The organism is Kitasatospora sp. NPDC001132 (assembly GCF_053598415.1).
The window spans coordinates 138,270-152,723 of sequence record NZ_JBSFKF010000019.1; the positions used below are offsets into that span (position 1 = coordinate 138,270).

The window sequence follows — 14,454 nt, forward strand, 5'->3', positions numbered from 1 at the left end:
GCCGCCCCGCCACGGGTAACGGGAGGGCCGTCAGAACGGGTACCAGCGCACCTCCGCGGCCCCGTCCCGCAGCGAGTCCACCCGGCGCCGGAACTCCTTCAGCGCGGCCGGGTTGCTGGCCGCCTGCTGCGCCACCCAGGAGGCGCTGGCGGTCTCCCGGGCGCCGCGCAGCACCGAGAAGCCGGGCCACTCGCGCACGTCCCACCCGTACGCCTCGGTGAACGCCCGGTACTCCTCGGCGGGTACGCCGTACCGGTCCTGGCTGAGCGCGAGGACCACCAGGTCGTGCTCGCGCAGGTCGTTCGCCATGAACTCCAGGTCGAGCAGCACCGGGCCTTCGGGGCCGATGTGGACGTTGCGCGGCAGCGCGTCGCCGTGGATCACCCCGGGGTGCAGCTGCGGGACGAGGTCCGGCAGGGCGGCCTCGAAGGCCTCCCGGCGGTGGCGCAGGAAGGCGACGTCCGCCGGGTCGACGTGGCCCTCGGCGGAGGCCAGCCAGCGTTCGACCGGGGCCAGCAGGTCGCGCCGGCCGAGCGTGAAGGGCGGCAGCGGCAGCCGGTGCAGGGCGCGCAGCAGCGGGGCGAGGTCGACCGGGCGGGCGGGCCGGACGGCGGGCGCGAGCCGGTGCCAGAAGGTGACCGGGTGGCCGTCGGCGAGCTGCGGCTCGGGCGCCACCGCGTCGTACGGGCGGACCACCGGCACGTCCTGCCCGGCCAGCCAGTGGGCGAGGGCCAGCTCGCGGTGTGCCCGGTCGTACAGCTCGGGGCCGCGGCCGACCTTGGCGACCACGGCCGGGACGCCGAGGTCGAAGACGGCGTTCTCGCCGAGCGCGAGCAGCGTGGCCCCGTCGGGGGCGGCCAGGCCGGCCGACTCGCAGGCCTGGGCGAGCAGCAGCCGGGCGCGGCCCTCGTCGAAGGGGATCATGACTGGTTCCGTTCCGCCGACGTTCGTCCGGAGGATCCCGGACGGTGATCATCATGACGCACGGACGCCGGGCCCCGCGCGTTGCGGGACCCGGCGTCGGGGCGTTCCGGCGGGGGCTCAGACCCCGGCCCGGCGGTGGCGCGCCCCCTCCGTGGCGGCGGCGGCCGGCCGGGCGGGCGGCGCGGCCCCGTCGGCGCCGAGCGGCGGGACGGACTCGCCGTGCGAGAGGTCCGGCAGCCAGTGCAGCCAGCGCGGCAGGTACCAGTTGCGCTCGCCCAGCAGCGTCATCACCGAGGGCAGCAGCACCGCGCGGATCACCGTGGCGTCGATCAGCACCGCGACCGCCAGGCCCACGCCCATCTGCTTCATCACCTGCATGGACAGCGAGCCGAAGACCGAGAACACCCCCACCATGATCACCGCGGCGCTGGTGACCACCCCGGCCGTGGAGCGGATGCCGTGGGCGACGGCGGCCCGGGTCGGCAGGCCGCGGTCACGGCCCTCCTTGATCCGGGAGACCACGAACACGTGGTAGTCCATCGAGAGCCCGAAGAGGATCACGAAGAGGAACAGCGGCACCCAGGACTCCACCGCGCCGACCCCGGCGGTGCCCAGCAGCGAGGCGCCCATGCCGTGCTGGAAGACCAGCGTCAGCACCCCGTACGCGGCGCCCACCGAGAGCAGGTTGAGCACCACGGCGGTGGCCGCGACGACCGGGGAGCGGAACGAGGTGAGCATCAGCAGGAAGGCGAAGGCGACGACGAAGCCGAAGACCAGCGGCATCGAGCCGGTCATCTTCCGGTTGAAGTCGTACGAGGCGGCGGTCTGGCCGGTGACCGGCGCCTCGGTGCCGGGCACCTTGAGCACGGTGGCGGGCAGCAGGTCCTCGCGCAGGCTCTTCAGGGCGTCGTTGCTGGTGGTGTCGTTGCCGCTGCCGTTGAGCGGGATGTTGACGACGGCCACGTTCCGGTCGGCGTGCACGGCGACCTCCACCGGGCCGTGCATCCGCCCGCCGGCCAGCGCCCTGGCCTGGAGCTCGGCGATCGCGGCGGTCATCGCGGGGGAGTCGATGTCGGAGGCCCTGATCACCACGGTGGCGGGGGCGGGGCTGCCGGGGAAGGCGGCCTCGATCTTCTGCGAGGCGGCGACCAGGGCGTTGCCCCTGGGCAACTGCTGCTGGAAGGTCAGCTTGGCGGTGTGCATGGTGAGCAGCGGCGCGGCCAGGGCCAGCAGGAAGGCGCAGGCGAGCACGGTGGCCGCCAGCGGGCGGCGCAGCACCGGGGTCAGCACCGCGTTCCAGAACCGTCCGCCGTCCTGTCCGGTGTCCGGGCGGCGCAGCTTGGCGAGGAACGGCACCCGGCCCTTCTCGACCCGGTCGCCGAGCAGCGACAGCAGCGCGGGCAGCACGGTGAGCGAGCCGAGCACGGCGGTGATCACGACCACGATGGTGGCGAAGGCCATCGCCTTGAAGGTGGAGATCCCGGTGAGGAACATGCCGGCCATGGCGACGACCACGGTGATGCCGGAGACCAGCACCGCCCGGCCGCTGGTGGCGGCCGCCACGGCCAGCGCGGTGGCGGCGTCGCGTCCGGCGGCCCGCTCCTCGCGTTCGCGGCGCAGGTAGAACAGGCAGTAGTCGACGCCGACGGCGAGGCCGACCAGCAGCATCACCGAGCTGGCGTCGCCGCTGGTGTGCAGGAACCCGCTGCCGAGTGCGACCAGCCCGGCGGCGGCGATGAAGGCGGTGAGCGCCAGCACCACCGGCAGCACGGCGGCGACCAGCGCGCCGAAGGCGACCAGCAGGATGCCGAGGGCGAGCGGCACGGCCGTCCACTCGGCGCGGGCGAAGTCGTTCGTGAGCTGGTCCTGCACCCACTTGCCGGAGCTGGCGTCGCCGAGCTGGACCACGGTCAGGTCGGGGTTGCGCTTCTGCACGCCGGCCACCGCGTCCAGCACCGGCTGGACGTGGTCCACGGCCTCGGTGGCGTCACCCTTGAGGGTCAGCGTCACCAGCGCGGAGTGGCCGTCCGCGGAGACCGCCTTGGTGTCGTACGGCGAGTGGACCTCAGCGGCCTCGCCGGTGCCGTTGACGGCGGCGATCACCTGGGCGACGACGGCGCGGAACTCCGGGTCGTCGGCGCCGCGGGTGGCGCTCTGGACCAGCACGGTCTCGCCGGCCGGGCTCTTCAGGCCGGCCTCGTCGAGGATCCGCGCGGCCCGGGAGACCTGCCCGGGGACCTGCTCGGCTTCGGTGATCTTCGTGCTGCCGTGCAGGCCGCCGAGGACGGCGGTCAGGACGACGAACAGCAACCAGCCGAACACGGCCGTCCTGCGGTGCCGGGCGCTCCAGGCGCCCATCGCCGCCGCCAGGCCGAGTCTGGGCTTCACGGGCTTCACGGTGGTTCTTCCCCCCTGGGAGATTCGGCGGTCGTCGCCGGACGGGAGCGGCGGCGGCCCCGGGTCGCGGGAGCCGCCGATCGCGGTGCGCCGACTGCGGTCCGGCGTCCCGATCGACAGTAGGGAAGCGGGGGTTGACGGTTAATCCGGCTGGCGGGTGGCCTCGTCCTGGTGCTCTCCTCGGGGGCCCGGGTGGGGTTTTCCCTACCCCCGGACCCCGAGATCTCCTCCTGAGGGGTAGGGGATCCACCTCCACCCTGAGGGGGAGAAGTCTCCACCCGCAGTACGAGGTCAACGGGCCCGCGTCCGGGAGAGACTGGGCCGGGGCCGCTTCGTGGCGGCCCGACGGGGGTTGAAGCACACGGGGGCTCCTTGCCGGGCGGCAAGCAAGTGCTCGTAGGATGATGCCCCAGATCTACTTACCTGCCGACCGGCAAGGGAGCGTCTTGCGGGCGTTCCCGAGTCGGCCTTGCCGTCGCCCCGAAACCCGTCCCCCGAGGGCTGCGGTGAACCATGCCCAGGAGGCATCACGAGCATGTTCCACCGACTAGGACAATTCGTCGTTCGCCGTGCGTGGTGGGTGATCGCCGCATGGGTCGTCGCGATGATCGCCATCGTCGCGACGGCGCCGAAGGTCACCTCGCAGACGGACGAGTCCGCGTTCCTGCCCAAGCACTACGAGTCCATCCAGGCGGCGCAGCTCCAGGCAGAGGCCTTCCCGTCGAGCTTCACGCCCTCCGCGCTGCTGCTCTTCGAGCGCAACGACGGCCAGGCCCTGAACGAGACCGACCAGGCCTCGATGGACAAGGTCGTCAAGGGCCTCACCGACGCGCACATCCCCGCCGTCGAGACGATCCTGCCGGTCGACCCCAAGAACTCGAAGTCCAAGGACGGCAAGTACGCGCTGTCCATGGTCGCCATCGACAAGAACAAGATGCAGAGCACGGAGTTCACCGAGGCCGCGAAGAAGCTTCGCAGCGAGGGCTCCAAGCTCGCCGACGGCTCCGGACTGAAGTTCCAGGTCGGCGGTCAGGCCGCCAGCAGCCTGGACCAGCAGGACGCCTCCGGCGCCACCGACGCCATCGTCATGTTCGGCAGCCTGCTGCTGGTCATCCTGATCGTCGGCATCATCTTCCGCAGCATCCTGGCCGGCATCCTGCCGGTCATACTCTCGCTGGCCATCGCGATGCCGGTGGCCAACGGCCTGATCGCCGACGCGATCAAGATGTTCGACCTCAAGTCCTCCCCGATGACCTCGGCGATCCTGATCATCGTGGTCCTGGGCGTCGGCACCGACTACTTCCTCTTCCTGGCGTTCCGCTACCGCGAGCGGCTGCGCCTGGGCGAGGACCGCAAGACGGCCGTCGCCAACGCCGTCGGCCGGGTCGGCGAGGCGATCGCCTCCGCCGCCGGTGCCGTCGCCGTCGCCTTCGCCGTCCTGGTCCTCTCCAGCCTGGGCATGTTCACCGCGCTCGGCCCGGCACTGGCCATCGCGGTCATCGCGACCGCCCTGGTCTCGCTGACCCTGGCCCCCGCCGTGCTCGCCGTCATCCCGTCCAAGGGCGTGTTCTGGCCGGGCAAGAAGTGGATGCAGGAGCCGTCGAACGCCCGCTTCGCCGCGCTGGGCCGGATGACCGGCAAGAAGCCCGGCCTGGTCGCCCTGGTCTCCGGCGCCATCCTGGTGGTGCTGGCCCTGGCCGGCATCAACTACAACGGCACCTACGACCTGGCCGGCAGCTCCATGCCCAAGGGCAAGGAGTCGATGGTCGTCCAGGACAAGCTGATGACCGCGTTCTCGGCCGGCGCCGCCGACCCGAGCCACGTCTACCTGACCAGCACCGACGGCGCCAAGCTCAGCGACTCGGCGATCAAGGACTTCGCCGGCAAGATCCAGGGCGTCCCCGGGGTCGCCACGGTCGTCGCGCCGTCCGCCGAGGCCAAGACGGTCAACGCCGAGGGCACCACCGGCGACTTCACCGTCCTGCTCAAGGACGCGCCGGCCTCCAACCAGGCCATCGACACCATCGAGAAGGTCCGGGACACCGCCCACGCGTCGGCCCCGGCCGGCAGCAAGGCCCTGGTCGGCGGCATCACCTCGGTGTACAAGGACATCAACACCGCGATGGTGCACGACTACACGCTGGTCTTCCCGATCGCGGCCGTGCTCATCATGCTCATCCTGGGCCTCCAGCTGCGCAGCGTGGTCGCCCCCTGGTACCTGATGGCCTCCGTCGGCCTCGGCTTCGGTGCGACCCTCGGCGCCACCACCCTGCTGTTCCAGAACGTCAAGGGCGAGCCCGGCCTGATGTTCATGCTGCCGATCTTCATCTACCTCTTCGTGGTGGCGATCGGCACCGACTACAACATCCTGATCATCGCCCGCCTCCGCGAGGAGGCCCGTGAGGGCCGCAATCCGCGCGACGCGGCCCGCGAGGCCGTCAAGCACGGCGGCCCGACCGTCGCGGCGGCCGGTTTCATCCTGGCGGCGTCCTTCGCGACCTTCATGCTCGCGGGCAACGTGCTCTTCATGGAGCTCGGCTTCTCGCTGGCCTTCGGCATCGTGCTGGCGGCCTTCGTGATGGCGATGTTCTTCACACCGGCGATCACCGCGCTGCTCGGCCACCGCGCCTGGTGGCCCGGCCACGCGGACAGCCCCGGCCACGGCCACGGCCAGGGCCCGGCCCCGCTGGCCGACGCCCACGGCGTGCCGGAACCGGCCGGTCGGCACTGACCCGGACGGGTCGGTACTGGCAGGCGGCGTCCCGCTTCGGCGGGGCGCCGCCTGCCCCTTTCCCCGGGCCGCCAAACGTGATCTCCCGGGCAGAAAATCCCCGGTCAACCCCGGTTCCACCGTGCTACAGTCGAGGCAGTTGCAGTTTTGGTTCCCATGAACGTGGTGTGCGCCTGCTGGTTCCAACCGCCAGGCGCATTTGTTTTGTCCGGTGTTTCAGTCTCCGGATGGGGATCGCGGCTACTTGGGGATCCACGAGGTGTGGGTCCCTGATGCCCCAGTTAGAGGAGACGGTTATGGCTACCGGCACCGTGAAGTGGTTCAACAGCGAAAAGGGCTTCGGCTTCATCGAGCAGGATGGTGGCGGCGCCGACGTGTTCGCCCACTACTCGAACATCCAGGCTCAGGGCTTCCGTGAGCTGTTCGAGGGCCAGAAGGTCGAGTTCGACGTCACCCAGGGCCAGAAGGGCCCGCAGGCCGAGAACATCCAGATCATCGGCTGACGTCGGCTCCCACGCTGACTCGCGATCATCGCGAAGCGGGGCCCGCACCCATGGTGCGGGCCCCCGCTCATGCCGCCGTACGGCCGGGGCGGCGCACTTTCCCTTCCGACGGCCGACCCAGCCCGCCGACCGGGCTGTAGACCGACGGACGGAGAACCCGTGACCAACCCTGCCCGCCCGCCGCGCGACCGCGGCCCCCGCAACTCCGACCAGGCCCGCCGCACCGCCGGCACCGCCTCCGGCGACGGCCGGCGCAAGCCGCGCAGCCGCGCCGGCGCCCCCCGGCAGAACCGCCCCGCCGCCACCCCCGAGGCCACCGACTTCACCGTGGTCCAGGGCACCCCGGCCCGGCCCCCGGCGGCGTCCTTCGCCGAGCTGGAACTGCCCAAGGCGATCCTCTCCGCGCTCACCCGCCAGGGCGTCACCGAGCCCTTCCCGATCCAGGCCGCCACGCTGCCCGACTCGATCGCCGGGCGCGACGTGCTCGGCCGCGGCCGCACCGGCTCCGGCAAGACCCTGGCCTTCGGCCTGCCGCTGCTCGCCCGTACCGCCGGGCGCCGCGCCGACCCCCGGCACCCGCTGGCGCTCGTCCTGGTGCCCACCCGCGAGCTGGCCCAGCAGGTCACCGAGGCGCTCACCCCGTACGCCACCGCCGTCAACCTGCGGATCACCACCGTCGTCGGCGGCATGTCGATCGGGCGGCAGGCCAACGCGGTGCGCCGCGGCACCGAGGTGCTGGTGGCCACCCCCGGCCGGCTGGACGACCTGATCGGGCGCGGTGACGTCAAGCTCTCCGACGTCGAGATCACGGTCCTCGACGAGGCCGACCAGATGGCCGACATGGGCTTCCTGCCGCAGGTCAGCAAGCTGCTGGAGCAGGTCGCCGAGGGCGGGCAGCGGATGCTGTTCTCCGCCACCCTGGACCGCAACGTCGACCGGCTGGTCAAGCGCTTCCTGACCGACCCGGTCACCCACTCCGTCGACCCCTCGGCCGGCGCGGTCACCACCATGGACCACCACGTCCTCCAGCTGGAGCCCGCCGACAAGGCCTCCGCCACCGCGCACATCGCCTCCCGCGACGGCCGCGTCATCATGTTCGTGCACACCAAGCACGGCGCCGACCGGCTGGCCAAGCAGCTGCTCGCCAACGGCGTGAAGGCCGCCGCCCTGCACGGCGGCAAGTCCCAGCCGCAGCGCAACCGGGTCCTCGACCAGTTCCGGGACAGCCACGTCACCGCGCTGATCGCCACCAACGTCGCCGCCCGCGGCATCCACATCGACGGCCTGGACCTGGTCGTCAACGTCGACCCGCCGGTCGACCACAAGGACTACCTGCACCGCGGCGGCCGCACCGCCCGTGCCGGCGAGTCCGGGACGGTCGTCACCCTGGTGCTGCCCGAGCAGCGCCGCGAGGTCAACCGGCTGATGACGGTGGCCGGCATCCGCCCGACCATCACCAAGATCCGCCCGGGCGACGCCGACCTGGCCCGGATCACCGGCGCCCGCACGCCCAGCGGCGTCCCGGTGACGCTGGCCGTGCCGGTCCCCGCGGACCAGGCCGCCTCCGGCGCCGCGGCCCAGGCCGGCGCCGACAAGCCCGCCGGGGCCAAGTCCGGCTCTCCGCGCCGCCGCTCCGGCAAGCGCTCCGGGCTGCCCGCCGACGTCGACATGAACGGCAACCCGCGCCGCCCCCGCCCCAAGCAGCGCATGGGCGGCGCCGCCCAGGGCGAGCGCCCGCAGGCGGCCGGCTTCATCGGCCGCTCCTCGGGCCGCGCCAAGCCCGGCAGCGGCTCCAAGTCCGGCTCCAACTACGGCACCGGCCGCCAGCGCCGCAAGGCCGACTGACGGCCGTCCGACCCGTACCGAACGGGCCCCGCACCTCCCCACGACAGGAGGCGTGCGGGGCCCGTTCGGCTTTCCGGGCCTGTTTCGGTTCTGCGGGGGCCCGTCCGGCTCTCCGGGCCCGTTCGGTTGTCCGGCGCCGGGGGCGAACAGGCCCGACGAAACTGCCGCTCGGAGCGACGGCCCTGATCAGGGCGCCCATGCCCGGCAGCTGCCGGTGACCTGCCGGTTGACGGCCGACCGCGCACCCCCGAGTCTTTCACGCGGCCCACACATCCGACGCACCGTCACCACGGTCGCGCCGACGGTGGGTCGACGTGATCCCACGACCCGGAAGGACCTTCCATGCGCCGTATCGCAGCCGTGTTCGCCACCGCCCTGCTGGCCGGAGCTGCCGCACTCACCGCGCCGGCCGCCGACGCCGCCGAGCGGGCCACCCAGGGCTCCCAGAGTTCTCAGAGTTCTCAGAGTTCTCAGACCGCTGCGGGCGCCAACGCCCTGGCCGCCGCGAGCTGTTCCGTCGGCAGAAGCGGCAACGGCTTCGTCGGCACCTGCTCGGGCATGGACCCGAACCAGACCTGGCGCGTCGCCGGCAGCTGCCAGAGCATCGGCGCCAACGGGTTCCCCGTCTTCTCGGCGGCGTTCGGTGCCTGGGCCGCCGGCAACGGCACCGCCACCGCGGTGTGCATGTGGCCGGCGATGCCGACCTCCGGCTGGATCGTCTCCGGCCCCGCCGTCCCGGCGGGCCCGACCGGCCAGATCTCCGGCTACGCGAGCAAGTGCGTGGACGTGCGCGGCGGCATCAACTCCAACGGCACCCCGGTCCAGATCTGGGACTGCCTCGGCAACGCCAACCAGCAGTGGAAGATCGGCACCGACGGCACCATCCGTGCCTTCGGCAAGTGCCTGGACGTCTCCGGTGGCAACACCGGCAACGCCACCCTGGTGCAGATCTACGACTGCAACGGCACCGGCGCCCAGCAGTGGCAGGCCCGCGGTGACGGCTCCCTGCTCAACCCGCAGTCCGGCCGCTGCCTGGACGACCTCGGCTTCTCCACCACCAACGGCAACCAGCTGGGCATCTGGGACTGCAACGGCGCCGACAACCAGAAGTGGAACCTCCCGGTCTGACGATCCCGGTAGGCCCGTACGTTCCGTCGCCCGGTTGGACGGACTCAGTGGCGGCCCGGTTTCCGGGCCGCCACCAGGGCCAGCACACCGATCACCAGCAGCATCCAGCCGCCGTTGCCGGGAAAGCAGACGACGCACACCGGCAGGCCGACCGCGATCAGCGACCAGCCGATCAGGGCGGGCAGTTCACCGGTGGCCCGGAGGCTGCGGCGGGCCAGCAGGCCGAGCACCACCACGGCCGCCCCGCCCAGCGTGAACCCGATCGCGGCAGCGGGGGACGCGCGCCCGGCCGCACCGGGCTCGACCACTGCGGCCAGCACCCCGTCCCGCACGATCGCCCCCCACGCGTAGGGCCGCCACAGCCCGAACACCAGGTGCAGCACCGCCGTGCCGATGACCAGCCCCGGTATCCAGCGGGCCAGGCCCCTGGTCATGATGCCCTCCCCGCGCCGCACCGAATGCTTCGTACCCCGCCGTATGCTACGGCCGCCGCACCAGGGCCCGCCGCGCCGCCCGCGGCCCCGCGAGCCCCCGCGCGCCGTCACCCGGGGGAGCGACAGTGCCTTGAGTCACGCAATGCGTTTGCATCACGCTTCTGCTCGCGCATAGTGAGATCTACTGGACTGGTACTGCCAGCACCGCGAGGCCTCGTGAGGCTCAGGCGGTGAGGGCCGGGGCGGCCTGCGCCGTCCGCAGGGCCTGGGCGTGGCGTTCCAGGAGCAGTGCGGCCACCTCGGGGCACGCGCCGAGGACGCCGGCCAGGACGTCCGCCCCGGCGGCCCCGGCGGCGGCCGCGATGCGGTCCGGCAGCAGCCCCGGGGCCAGCAGGTACGGGGCGACGGCGGTGCGCCCGGCGCCGCCGGCGCGCAGGGCGGCGAGCGCGTCGGGGACGCGCGGGCCCGCCGCGGAGGCGTAGGCGACCTCGACGCCGGCCCAGCCGCGGGTGCGCCGCCACTCGGCGGCGACCGCGCGGGTCGCCGCGTCGGCGGCCGGATCGGAGGAGCCGGCCGCCGCCAGCACGACCCCGGTACGGGCCCGCACCGCCGGCGAGCCGACCGCCAGACCGGCCTCGGCCAGCCGCCGGTCCAGGGCCGCGAGCAGCAGCGGCGAGGGGCCGAGGACGTCCGCGACCGGCAGCCGGGAGCCGGCGGCACGCAGCGCGGCCGGGATGTCGTGCTTGGCGTGGAACGCCCGGTTCAGCAGCAGCGGCACCGCCACCGCGTCCGCCAGCCGTCCCACCACCTGCGGGATCCGTGGCGCGCAGTGGTCAAGGTAGGCGGTGGCGACCTCGACGTCGGGCCGCCGTGCCCGCACCTCCTCCACGAGCGCGGCCACCGTCGCGGCGTGGCGCGGGTCGCGGCTGCCGTGGGCGATCAGGAGGAGGGCGGGCATCAGCGGTGCCTCACTTGCTCGCGGCCAGCAGCCCGCGGTTGCGCAGCACCCGGCGCTCGACCGGGGTGAACACCAGCAGCTCGATGGCGATGCCGACGAAGAGGATGAGGATGATGCCGAGCAGGACGCCCGACATGTCGGAGAACTCTCGCTGGTCCTCCAGGAAGCGGCCGAGTCCCCGGCCCAGGTCGGGCGAGGACGCGACGAGTTCGGCGGCCATCAGGGAGCGCCAGGAGAACGCCCACCCCTGCTTGAGGCCGGCCAGGTAGCCGGGCAGGGCCGCGGGGATGAGGACGTGGCGCGCCCCGGCGAGGCCGGTGGCGCCGAGGGTGCGTCCGGCCCGCAGGAACAGCGGCGGCACCTGGTCGATGCCGGCCACCAGCCCGTTGGCGATCGACGGGACGGCACCCAGCAGGATCACCGCGTACATCATCGAGTCGTTGATGCCGAGCCAGATGACGGCCGCGGGCACCCAGGCCACCGAGGGCAGCGACTGCAGGCCCTGCAGGACCGGCCCGATCGCGGTGCGCACCGGCCGGACCCGGGCGACGACCAGCCCGATCGGGGTGCCGATGACCACGGCGAGCAGGAAGCCGGACAGGCCCCGCCAGACGCTGGTCCAGATGATCGAGAACAGGGTGCCCTGGTACCAGAGGTCCTGGGCGGAGCGCCACACGTCCGCCGGGCTGGGCAGCTTGTACGAGGACGTGAGCTGCAGGCTGTACGCCCCCTGCCACAGCGCGAGCACCACGAGGACGCCGATCAGCGGCGGCAGGGCCTTGCTGCGCAGCGCCTCGCCGAGGGATCCGCGCTGGGTGGTGACGGCGTCGAGGGCGTCGAGGCCCGCACCGACGTCGGCGGTGTCGCTCGCGCTCCCGGTGTGCTTGGCGAGCGTGGTGTCAGTGCTGGCCATGGCGGCGGATCTCCCCACGCAGTTCTTCGGTGATCTCGATGGACAGGTCGGCGACGCCGGCGGACTCGATGCGGCGCGGCTGCGGCAGGTCGATGTGCCACTCGCGGGCGACCCGGCCGGGGCGGGAGGAGAGCAGGACGACCCGCTGGGCGAGGCGGACGGCCTCGCGGACGTTGTGGGTGACGAAGAGGACGGACAGCTGCCGTTCGGCCCAGATGCGGGTGATCTCGTCGTGGAGGACATCGCGGGTGATGGCGTCGAGGGCTGCGAAGGGCTCGTCCATGAGCAGCACCCGGCTGCCCTGGGCGAGGGCGCGGGCCATGGCGACGCGCTGGCGCATGCCGCCGGACAGCTCGTGCACGCGCTTGCCGTACGCGCCGGCGAGGCGGACGAGTTCGAGGAGGCGCTCGGCCTCCGTGCGGCGCTCGGGGCGGGGGACGCCGGCCAGCTTGAGGGCGAGTTCGATGTTCCGGCCGGCGGTGAGCCAGGGGAACAGGGCGTGTTCCTGGAACATCAGCGCGGGGCGGCCGCCGGGCACCTCGATGGTGCCGGCGCTGGGCCGGTCGAGGCCGGCGACCAGGTTGAGCAGGGTGGACTTTCCGCAGCCGGAGGCGCCGAGCAGGGTGACGAACTCGCCGGGGGCGACGTCGAGGGTGATGTCGTCCAGGACGTGGGTCCGGGCGCCGGGGCGGCCGAAGGACTTGTGCACGTGCGAGATCCGGACGGCGGGCGCGCCGCCGGGGGCGTCGGCGCCGGGGGCGTCCGCCGAGGTGGTCAGTGCCGGAGTCATCCGGGCACCTCCTGCGTGAGTGGTCATGGGGTCCTCCGGGCGGGAGGGAGAGGTCTGGGCCGGGGCCCGGGCCCCGCCCGTCCCGGTGGGCATCGATCGGGGATCGACCGGGCGGGCGGGGGCCGGACCGCGGAGTCGGGACGGGCGGCGGCGCCGGGGCGAACGGCGGCGCCGCGGTGAACGGCGGTGCCCCGGTGAACGGTGGCGCTGGGGCGAACGGCCGTGCCGCGTAGGCTACTTGGCGCCGAGTCCGGCGTCCGCGACGGCCGGCCGGCCCTGGGCGACGAGCACCTTGTTCAGCAGGGTGAGGTCGTAGATGCCGTTCAGGTTGGGCTTCTTCAGGAGCCCGGCGGTGACGGCGTGGTCGGCCTCGGCCTGGAGGGTGTTCGCCAGCGGGTCGTCCAGGAAGTCGATGTCGGCCCAGGCCGGGTCGAGGACGGCGGGCTCCAGGGAGTTGCCGGCCTCCTTCCTGATCGCCTCGTTGGCGTCGGCCTTGGCCTTGTCGGAGTCGGCCTTGATGAAGGCGTTGGTCTTCACCGAGCCGCGCAGCACGGCCTCCACCACGTCCGGGTGCTCCTTGAGGAACTTCTGCGAGACGATGATGTTGGTGATCACGAACTGCTTGTCCGGCCAGACGTCCTTCTCGTTGAGCAGGACCTTCGCGCCGAGCGTGACCAGCTTGGAGGCGGTGGGCTCGGGCACCCAGGCGCCGTCGATGGAGCCGGACTTGTAGGCGTCGGGGGTGACCTTGTTGTCGGTGCGCACCACCGAGACGTCACCGGCGCCGGAGGCCGCGTCGACCTTGTAGCCCTTGCCCGCGAGGTAGTTGAGCAGGGCGACGTCCTGGGTGTTGCCGAGCTGGGGCGTGGCGATCTTCTTGCCCCTGAGGTCGTCCAGGGAGGCGATCCGGTCCGGGTTGGCGACCAGCTTGACGCCGCCGGAGGCGGAACCGCCGATGATCTTCAGGGACTTGCCGTCGGACTTGGTGTAGCCGTTGATCGCGGGGGAGGGGCCGATCCAGCCGAGGTCGATGGAGCCGGCGTTCAGGGCCTCGATCTCGGCGGGTCCGGCGTTGAAGACCTGGGTCTTGACCTGGGTGGAGCCGAGCTCCTTCTGGAAGATGCCTTCCTGGAGGCCGACCAGCGGGGTGCCGTGGGTGAGGTTGGCGAAGTAGCCGATCCTCACCGTGTCCGCGGACAGCTTCGCGCCGGAATCCCCGGCGGTGGCCGCCGTGCCGGCCTTGGTGTCGGAGGACTTGCCGTCGGCCTGCGAGCCGTAGCCGCAGGCGGACAGCAGGGCCACCGCGGTCAGGCCGGCCGCGGCCGCGGCGGCGGGCCGTCTGATCCGCCCGGCGCGGGGGCGGGGGCGGCTATGGGCGGACGGGCCGTGGGCGGACGGGCTGTGCGGGGGCGTGCCGTGTGAGGGTGCCGGGTTCGGTGCCATGGTGAGTCCTGTTCGCGGACGGACCGTCAGGAGGCGGTCTCGGGCCAAAGGTGCGGAAGGTGGTGCGCGCGGCAGCGGTGTGCCGGGGCAGGCCGGGCGGCCGTGGGGGAGGGCAGCCCGGTGACAGGGCGAACTCAGCCCTGTCGGCCCGCACATCGGGTCAGGCCGCCCTGGCCGCTGCCGAGGACGCCGCTGCCGATGCGGCCGCCTTCCTTGTCCATGCCCGAGAACGCCTCGCTGGGCATCAGACCCAGTCCTCCTCGTCGGGTGTGCCGGTGGTGGGTGCGGTGTCGAAGGCCTCGCCCGCCATGCCGGCGGTGAGGGTGGTGCCGTCGGCCGGGTCGATGAGCAGGAACGATCCGGTGCGGCGGTTGTCGGTGTAGCTGTC

The 14,454-nt window shown here is 72.9% G+C and carries 11 protein-coding genes; 4 read left to right on the forward strand and 7 right to left on the reverse strand.

The window, feature by feature from the left end:
* Positions 1–30: 30 nt before the first annotated feature.
* Positions 31–924, reverse strand: a complete 894-nt coding sequence (locus tag ACWDBE_RS24340) for a phosphotransferase enzyme family protein (protein ID WP_449789753.1) — start codon at positions 922–924, stop codon at positions 31–33.
* A gap of 117 nt (positions 925–1,041) precedes the next feature.
* Complete coding sequence (locus tag ACWDBE_RS24345) at positions 1,042–3,282, reverse strand: MMPL family transporter (RefSeq protein ID WP_449789849.1); 2,241 nt, start codon at positions 3,280–3,282, stop codon at positions 1,042–1,044.
* A gap of 619 nt (positions 3,283–3,901) precedes the next feature.
* Between ACWDBE_RS24345 and ACWDBE_RS24350 the strand changes: the two genes are divergently transcribed.
* The 4 genes from ACWDBE_RS24350 (at position 3,902) to ACWDBE_RS24365 (ending at position 9,528) form a co-directional block, all read left to right on the forward strand.
* Entirely contained in the window at positions 3,902–6,052 is a 2,151-nt protein-coding gene (locus ACWDBE_RS24350; protein WP_449789752.1) for an MMPL family transporter, read from the forward strand.
* A 296-nt stretch (positions 6,053–6,348) separates the two neighbouring features.
* Positions 6,349–6,555, forward strand: a complete 207-nt coding sequence (locus ACWDBE_RS24355) for a cold-shock protein (protein WP_030060364.1) — start codon at positions 6,349–6,351, stop codon at positions 6,553–6,555.
* Positions 6,556–6,714: 159 nt separating this feature from the next.
* Positions 6,715–8,400, forward strand: a complete 1,686-nt coding sequence (locus ACWDBE_RS24360) for a DEAD/DEAH box helicase (RefSeq protein WP_449809027.1) — start codon at positions 6,715–6,717, stop codon at positions 8,398–8,400.
* 342 nt (positions 8,401–8,742) lie between these two features.
* Positions 8,743–9,528 (forward strand): RICIN domain-containing protein, encoded by a 786-nt coding sequence (locus ACWDBE_RS24365; protein WP_449809028.1) that lies wholly within the window; start codon positions 8,743–8,745, stop codon positions 9,526–9,528.
* Positions 9,529–9,572: 44 nt separating this feature from the next.
* Here ACWDBE_RS24365 and ACWDBE_RS24370 read toward each other — a convergent pair whose 3' ends face one another.
* From ACWDBE_RS24370 to ACWDBE_RS24390, 5 genes are all read right to left on the reverse strand, one after another.
* Positions 9,573–9,962: a DUF6463 family protein gene (locus ACWDBE_RS24370; RefSeq protein WP_449789749.1), complete on the reverse strand. Its 390-nt coding sequence runs from the start codon at positions 9,960–9,962 to the stop codon at positions 9,573–9,575.
* Between the two features lie 223 nt (positions 9,963–10,185).
* A complete protein-coding gene (locus tag ACWDBE_RS24375) occupies positions 10,186–10,920 on the reverse strand; it encodes a sirohydrochlorin chelatase (protein ID WP_449789748.1) in 735 nt (244 codons plus the stop codon).
* Between the two features lie 10 nt (positions 10,921–10,930).
* Positions 10,931–11,833: an ABC transporter permease gene (locus ACWDBE_RS24380; RefSeq protein ID WP_449809029.1), complete on the reverse strand. Its 903-nt coding sequence runs from the start codon at positions 11,831–11,833 to the stop codon at positions 10,931–10,933.
* A complete protein-coding gene (locus ACWDBE_RS24385) occupies positions 11,820–12,623 on the reverse strand; it encodes an ABC transporter ATP-binding protein (protein ID WP_449809030.1) in 804 nt (267 codons plus the stop codon). The genes ACWDBE_RS24380 and ACWDBE_RS24385 overlap by 14 nt, the downstream gene beginning before the upstream one ends.
* A 234-nt stretch (positions 12,624–12,857) precedes the next feature.
* A complete protein-coding gene (locus ACWDBE_RS24390) occupies positions 12,858–14,066 on the reverse strand; it encodes an aliphatic sulfonate ABC transporter substrate-binding protein (protein ID WP_449809031.1) in 1,209 nt (402 codons plus the stop codon).
* Between the last annotated feature and the right edge of the window lie 388 nt (positions 14,067–14,454).

Coding starts and splice junctions, on each gene's coding strand:
- ACWDBE_RS24340 (WP_449789753.1), bottom strand. CDS start 924: ATGATCCCCTTCGACGAGGGCCGCGCCCGGCTGCTGCTCGCCCAGGCC.
- ACWDBE_RS24345 (WP_449789849.1), bottom strand. CDS start 3,282: ATGGGCGCCTGGAGCGCCCGGCACCGCAGGACGGCCGTGTTCGGCTGG.
- ACWDBE_RS24355 (WP_030060364.1), top strand. CDS start 6,349: ATGGCTACCGGCACCGTGAAGTGGTTCAACAGCGAAAAGGGCTTCGGC.
- ACWDBE_RS24365 (WP_449809028.1), top strand. CDS start 8,743: ATGCGCCGTATCGCAGCCGTGTTCGCCACCGCCCTGCTGGCCGGAGCT.
- ACWDBE_RS24370 (WP_449789749.1), bottom strand. CDS start 9,962: ATGACCAGGGGCCTGGCCCGCTGGATACCGGGGCTGGTCATCGGCACG.
- ACWDBE_RS24375 (WP_449789748.1), bottom strand. CDS start 10,920: ATGCCCGCCCTCCTCCTGATCGCCCACGGCAGCCGCGACCCGCGCCAC.
- ACWDBE_RS24380 (WP_449809029.1), bottom strand. CDS start 11,833: ATGGCCAGCACTGACACCACGCTCGCCAAGCACACCGGGAGCGCGAGC.
- ACWDBE_RS24385 (WP_449809030.1), bottom strand. CDS start 12,623: ATGACTCCGGCACTGACCACCTCGGCGGACGCCCCCGGCGCCGACGCC.
- ACWDBE_RS24390 (WP_449809031.1), bottom strand. CDS start 14,066: ATGGCACCGAACCCGGCACCCTCACACGGCACGCCCCCGCACAGCCCG.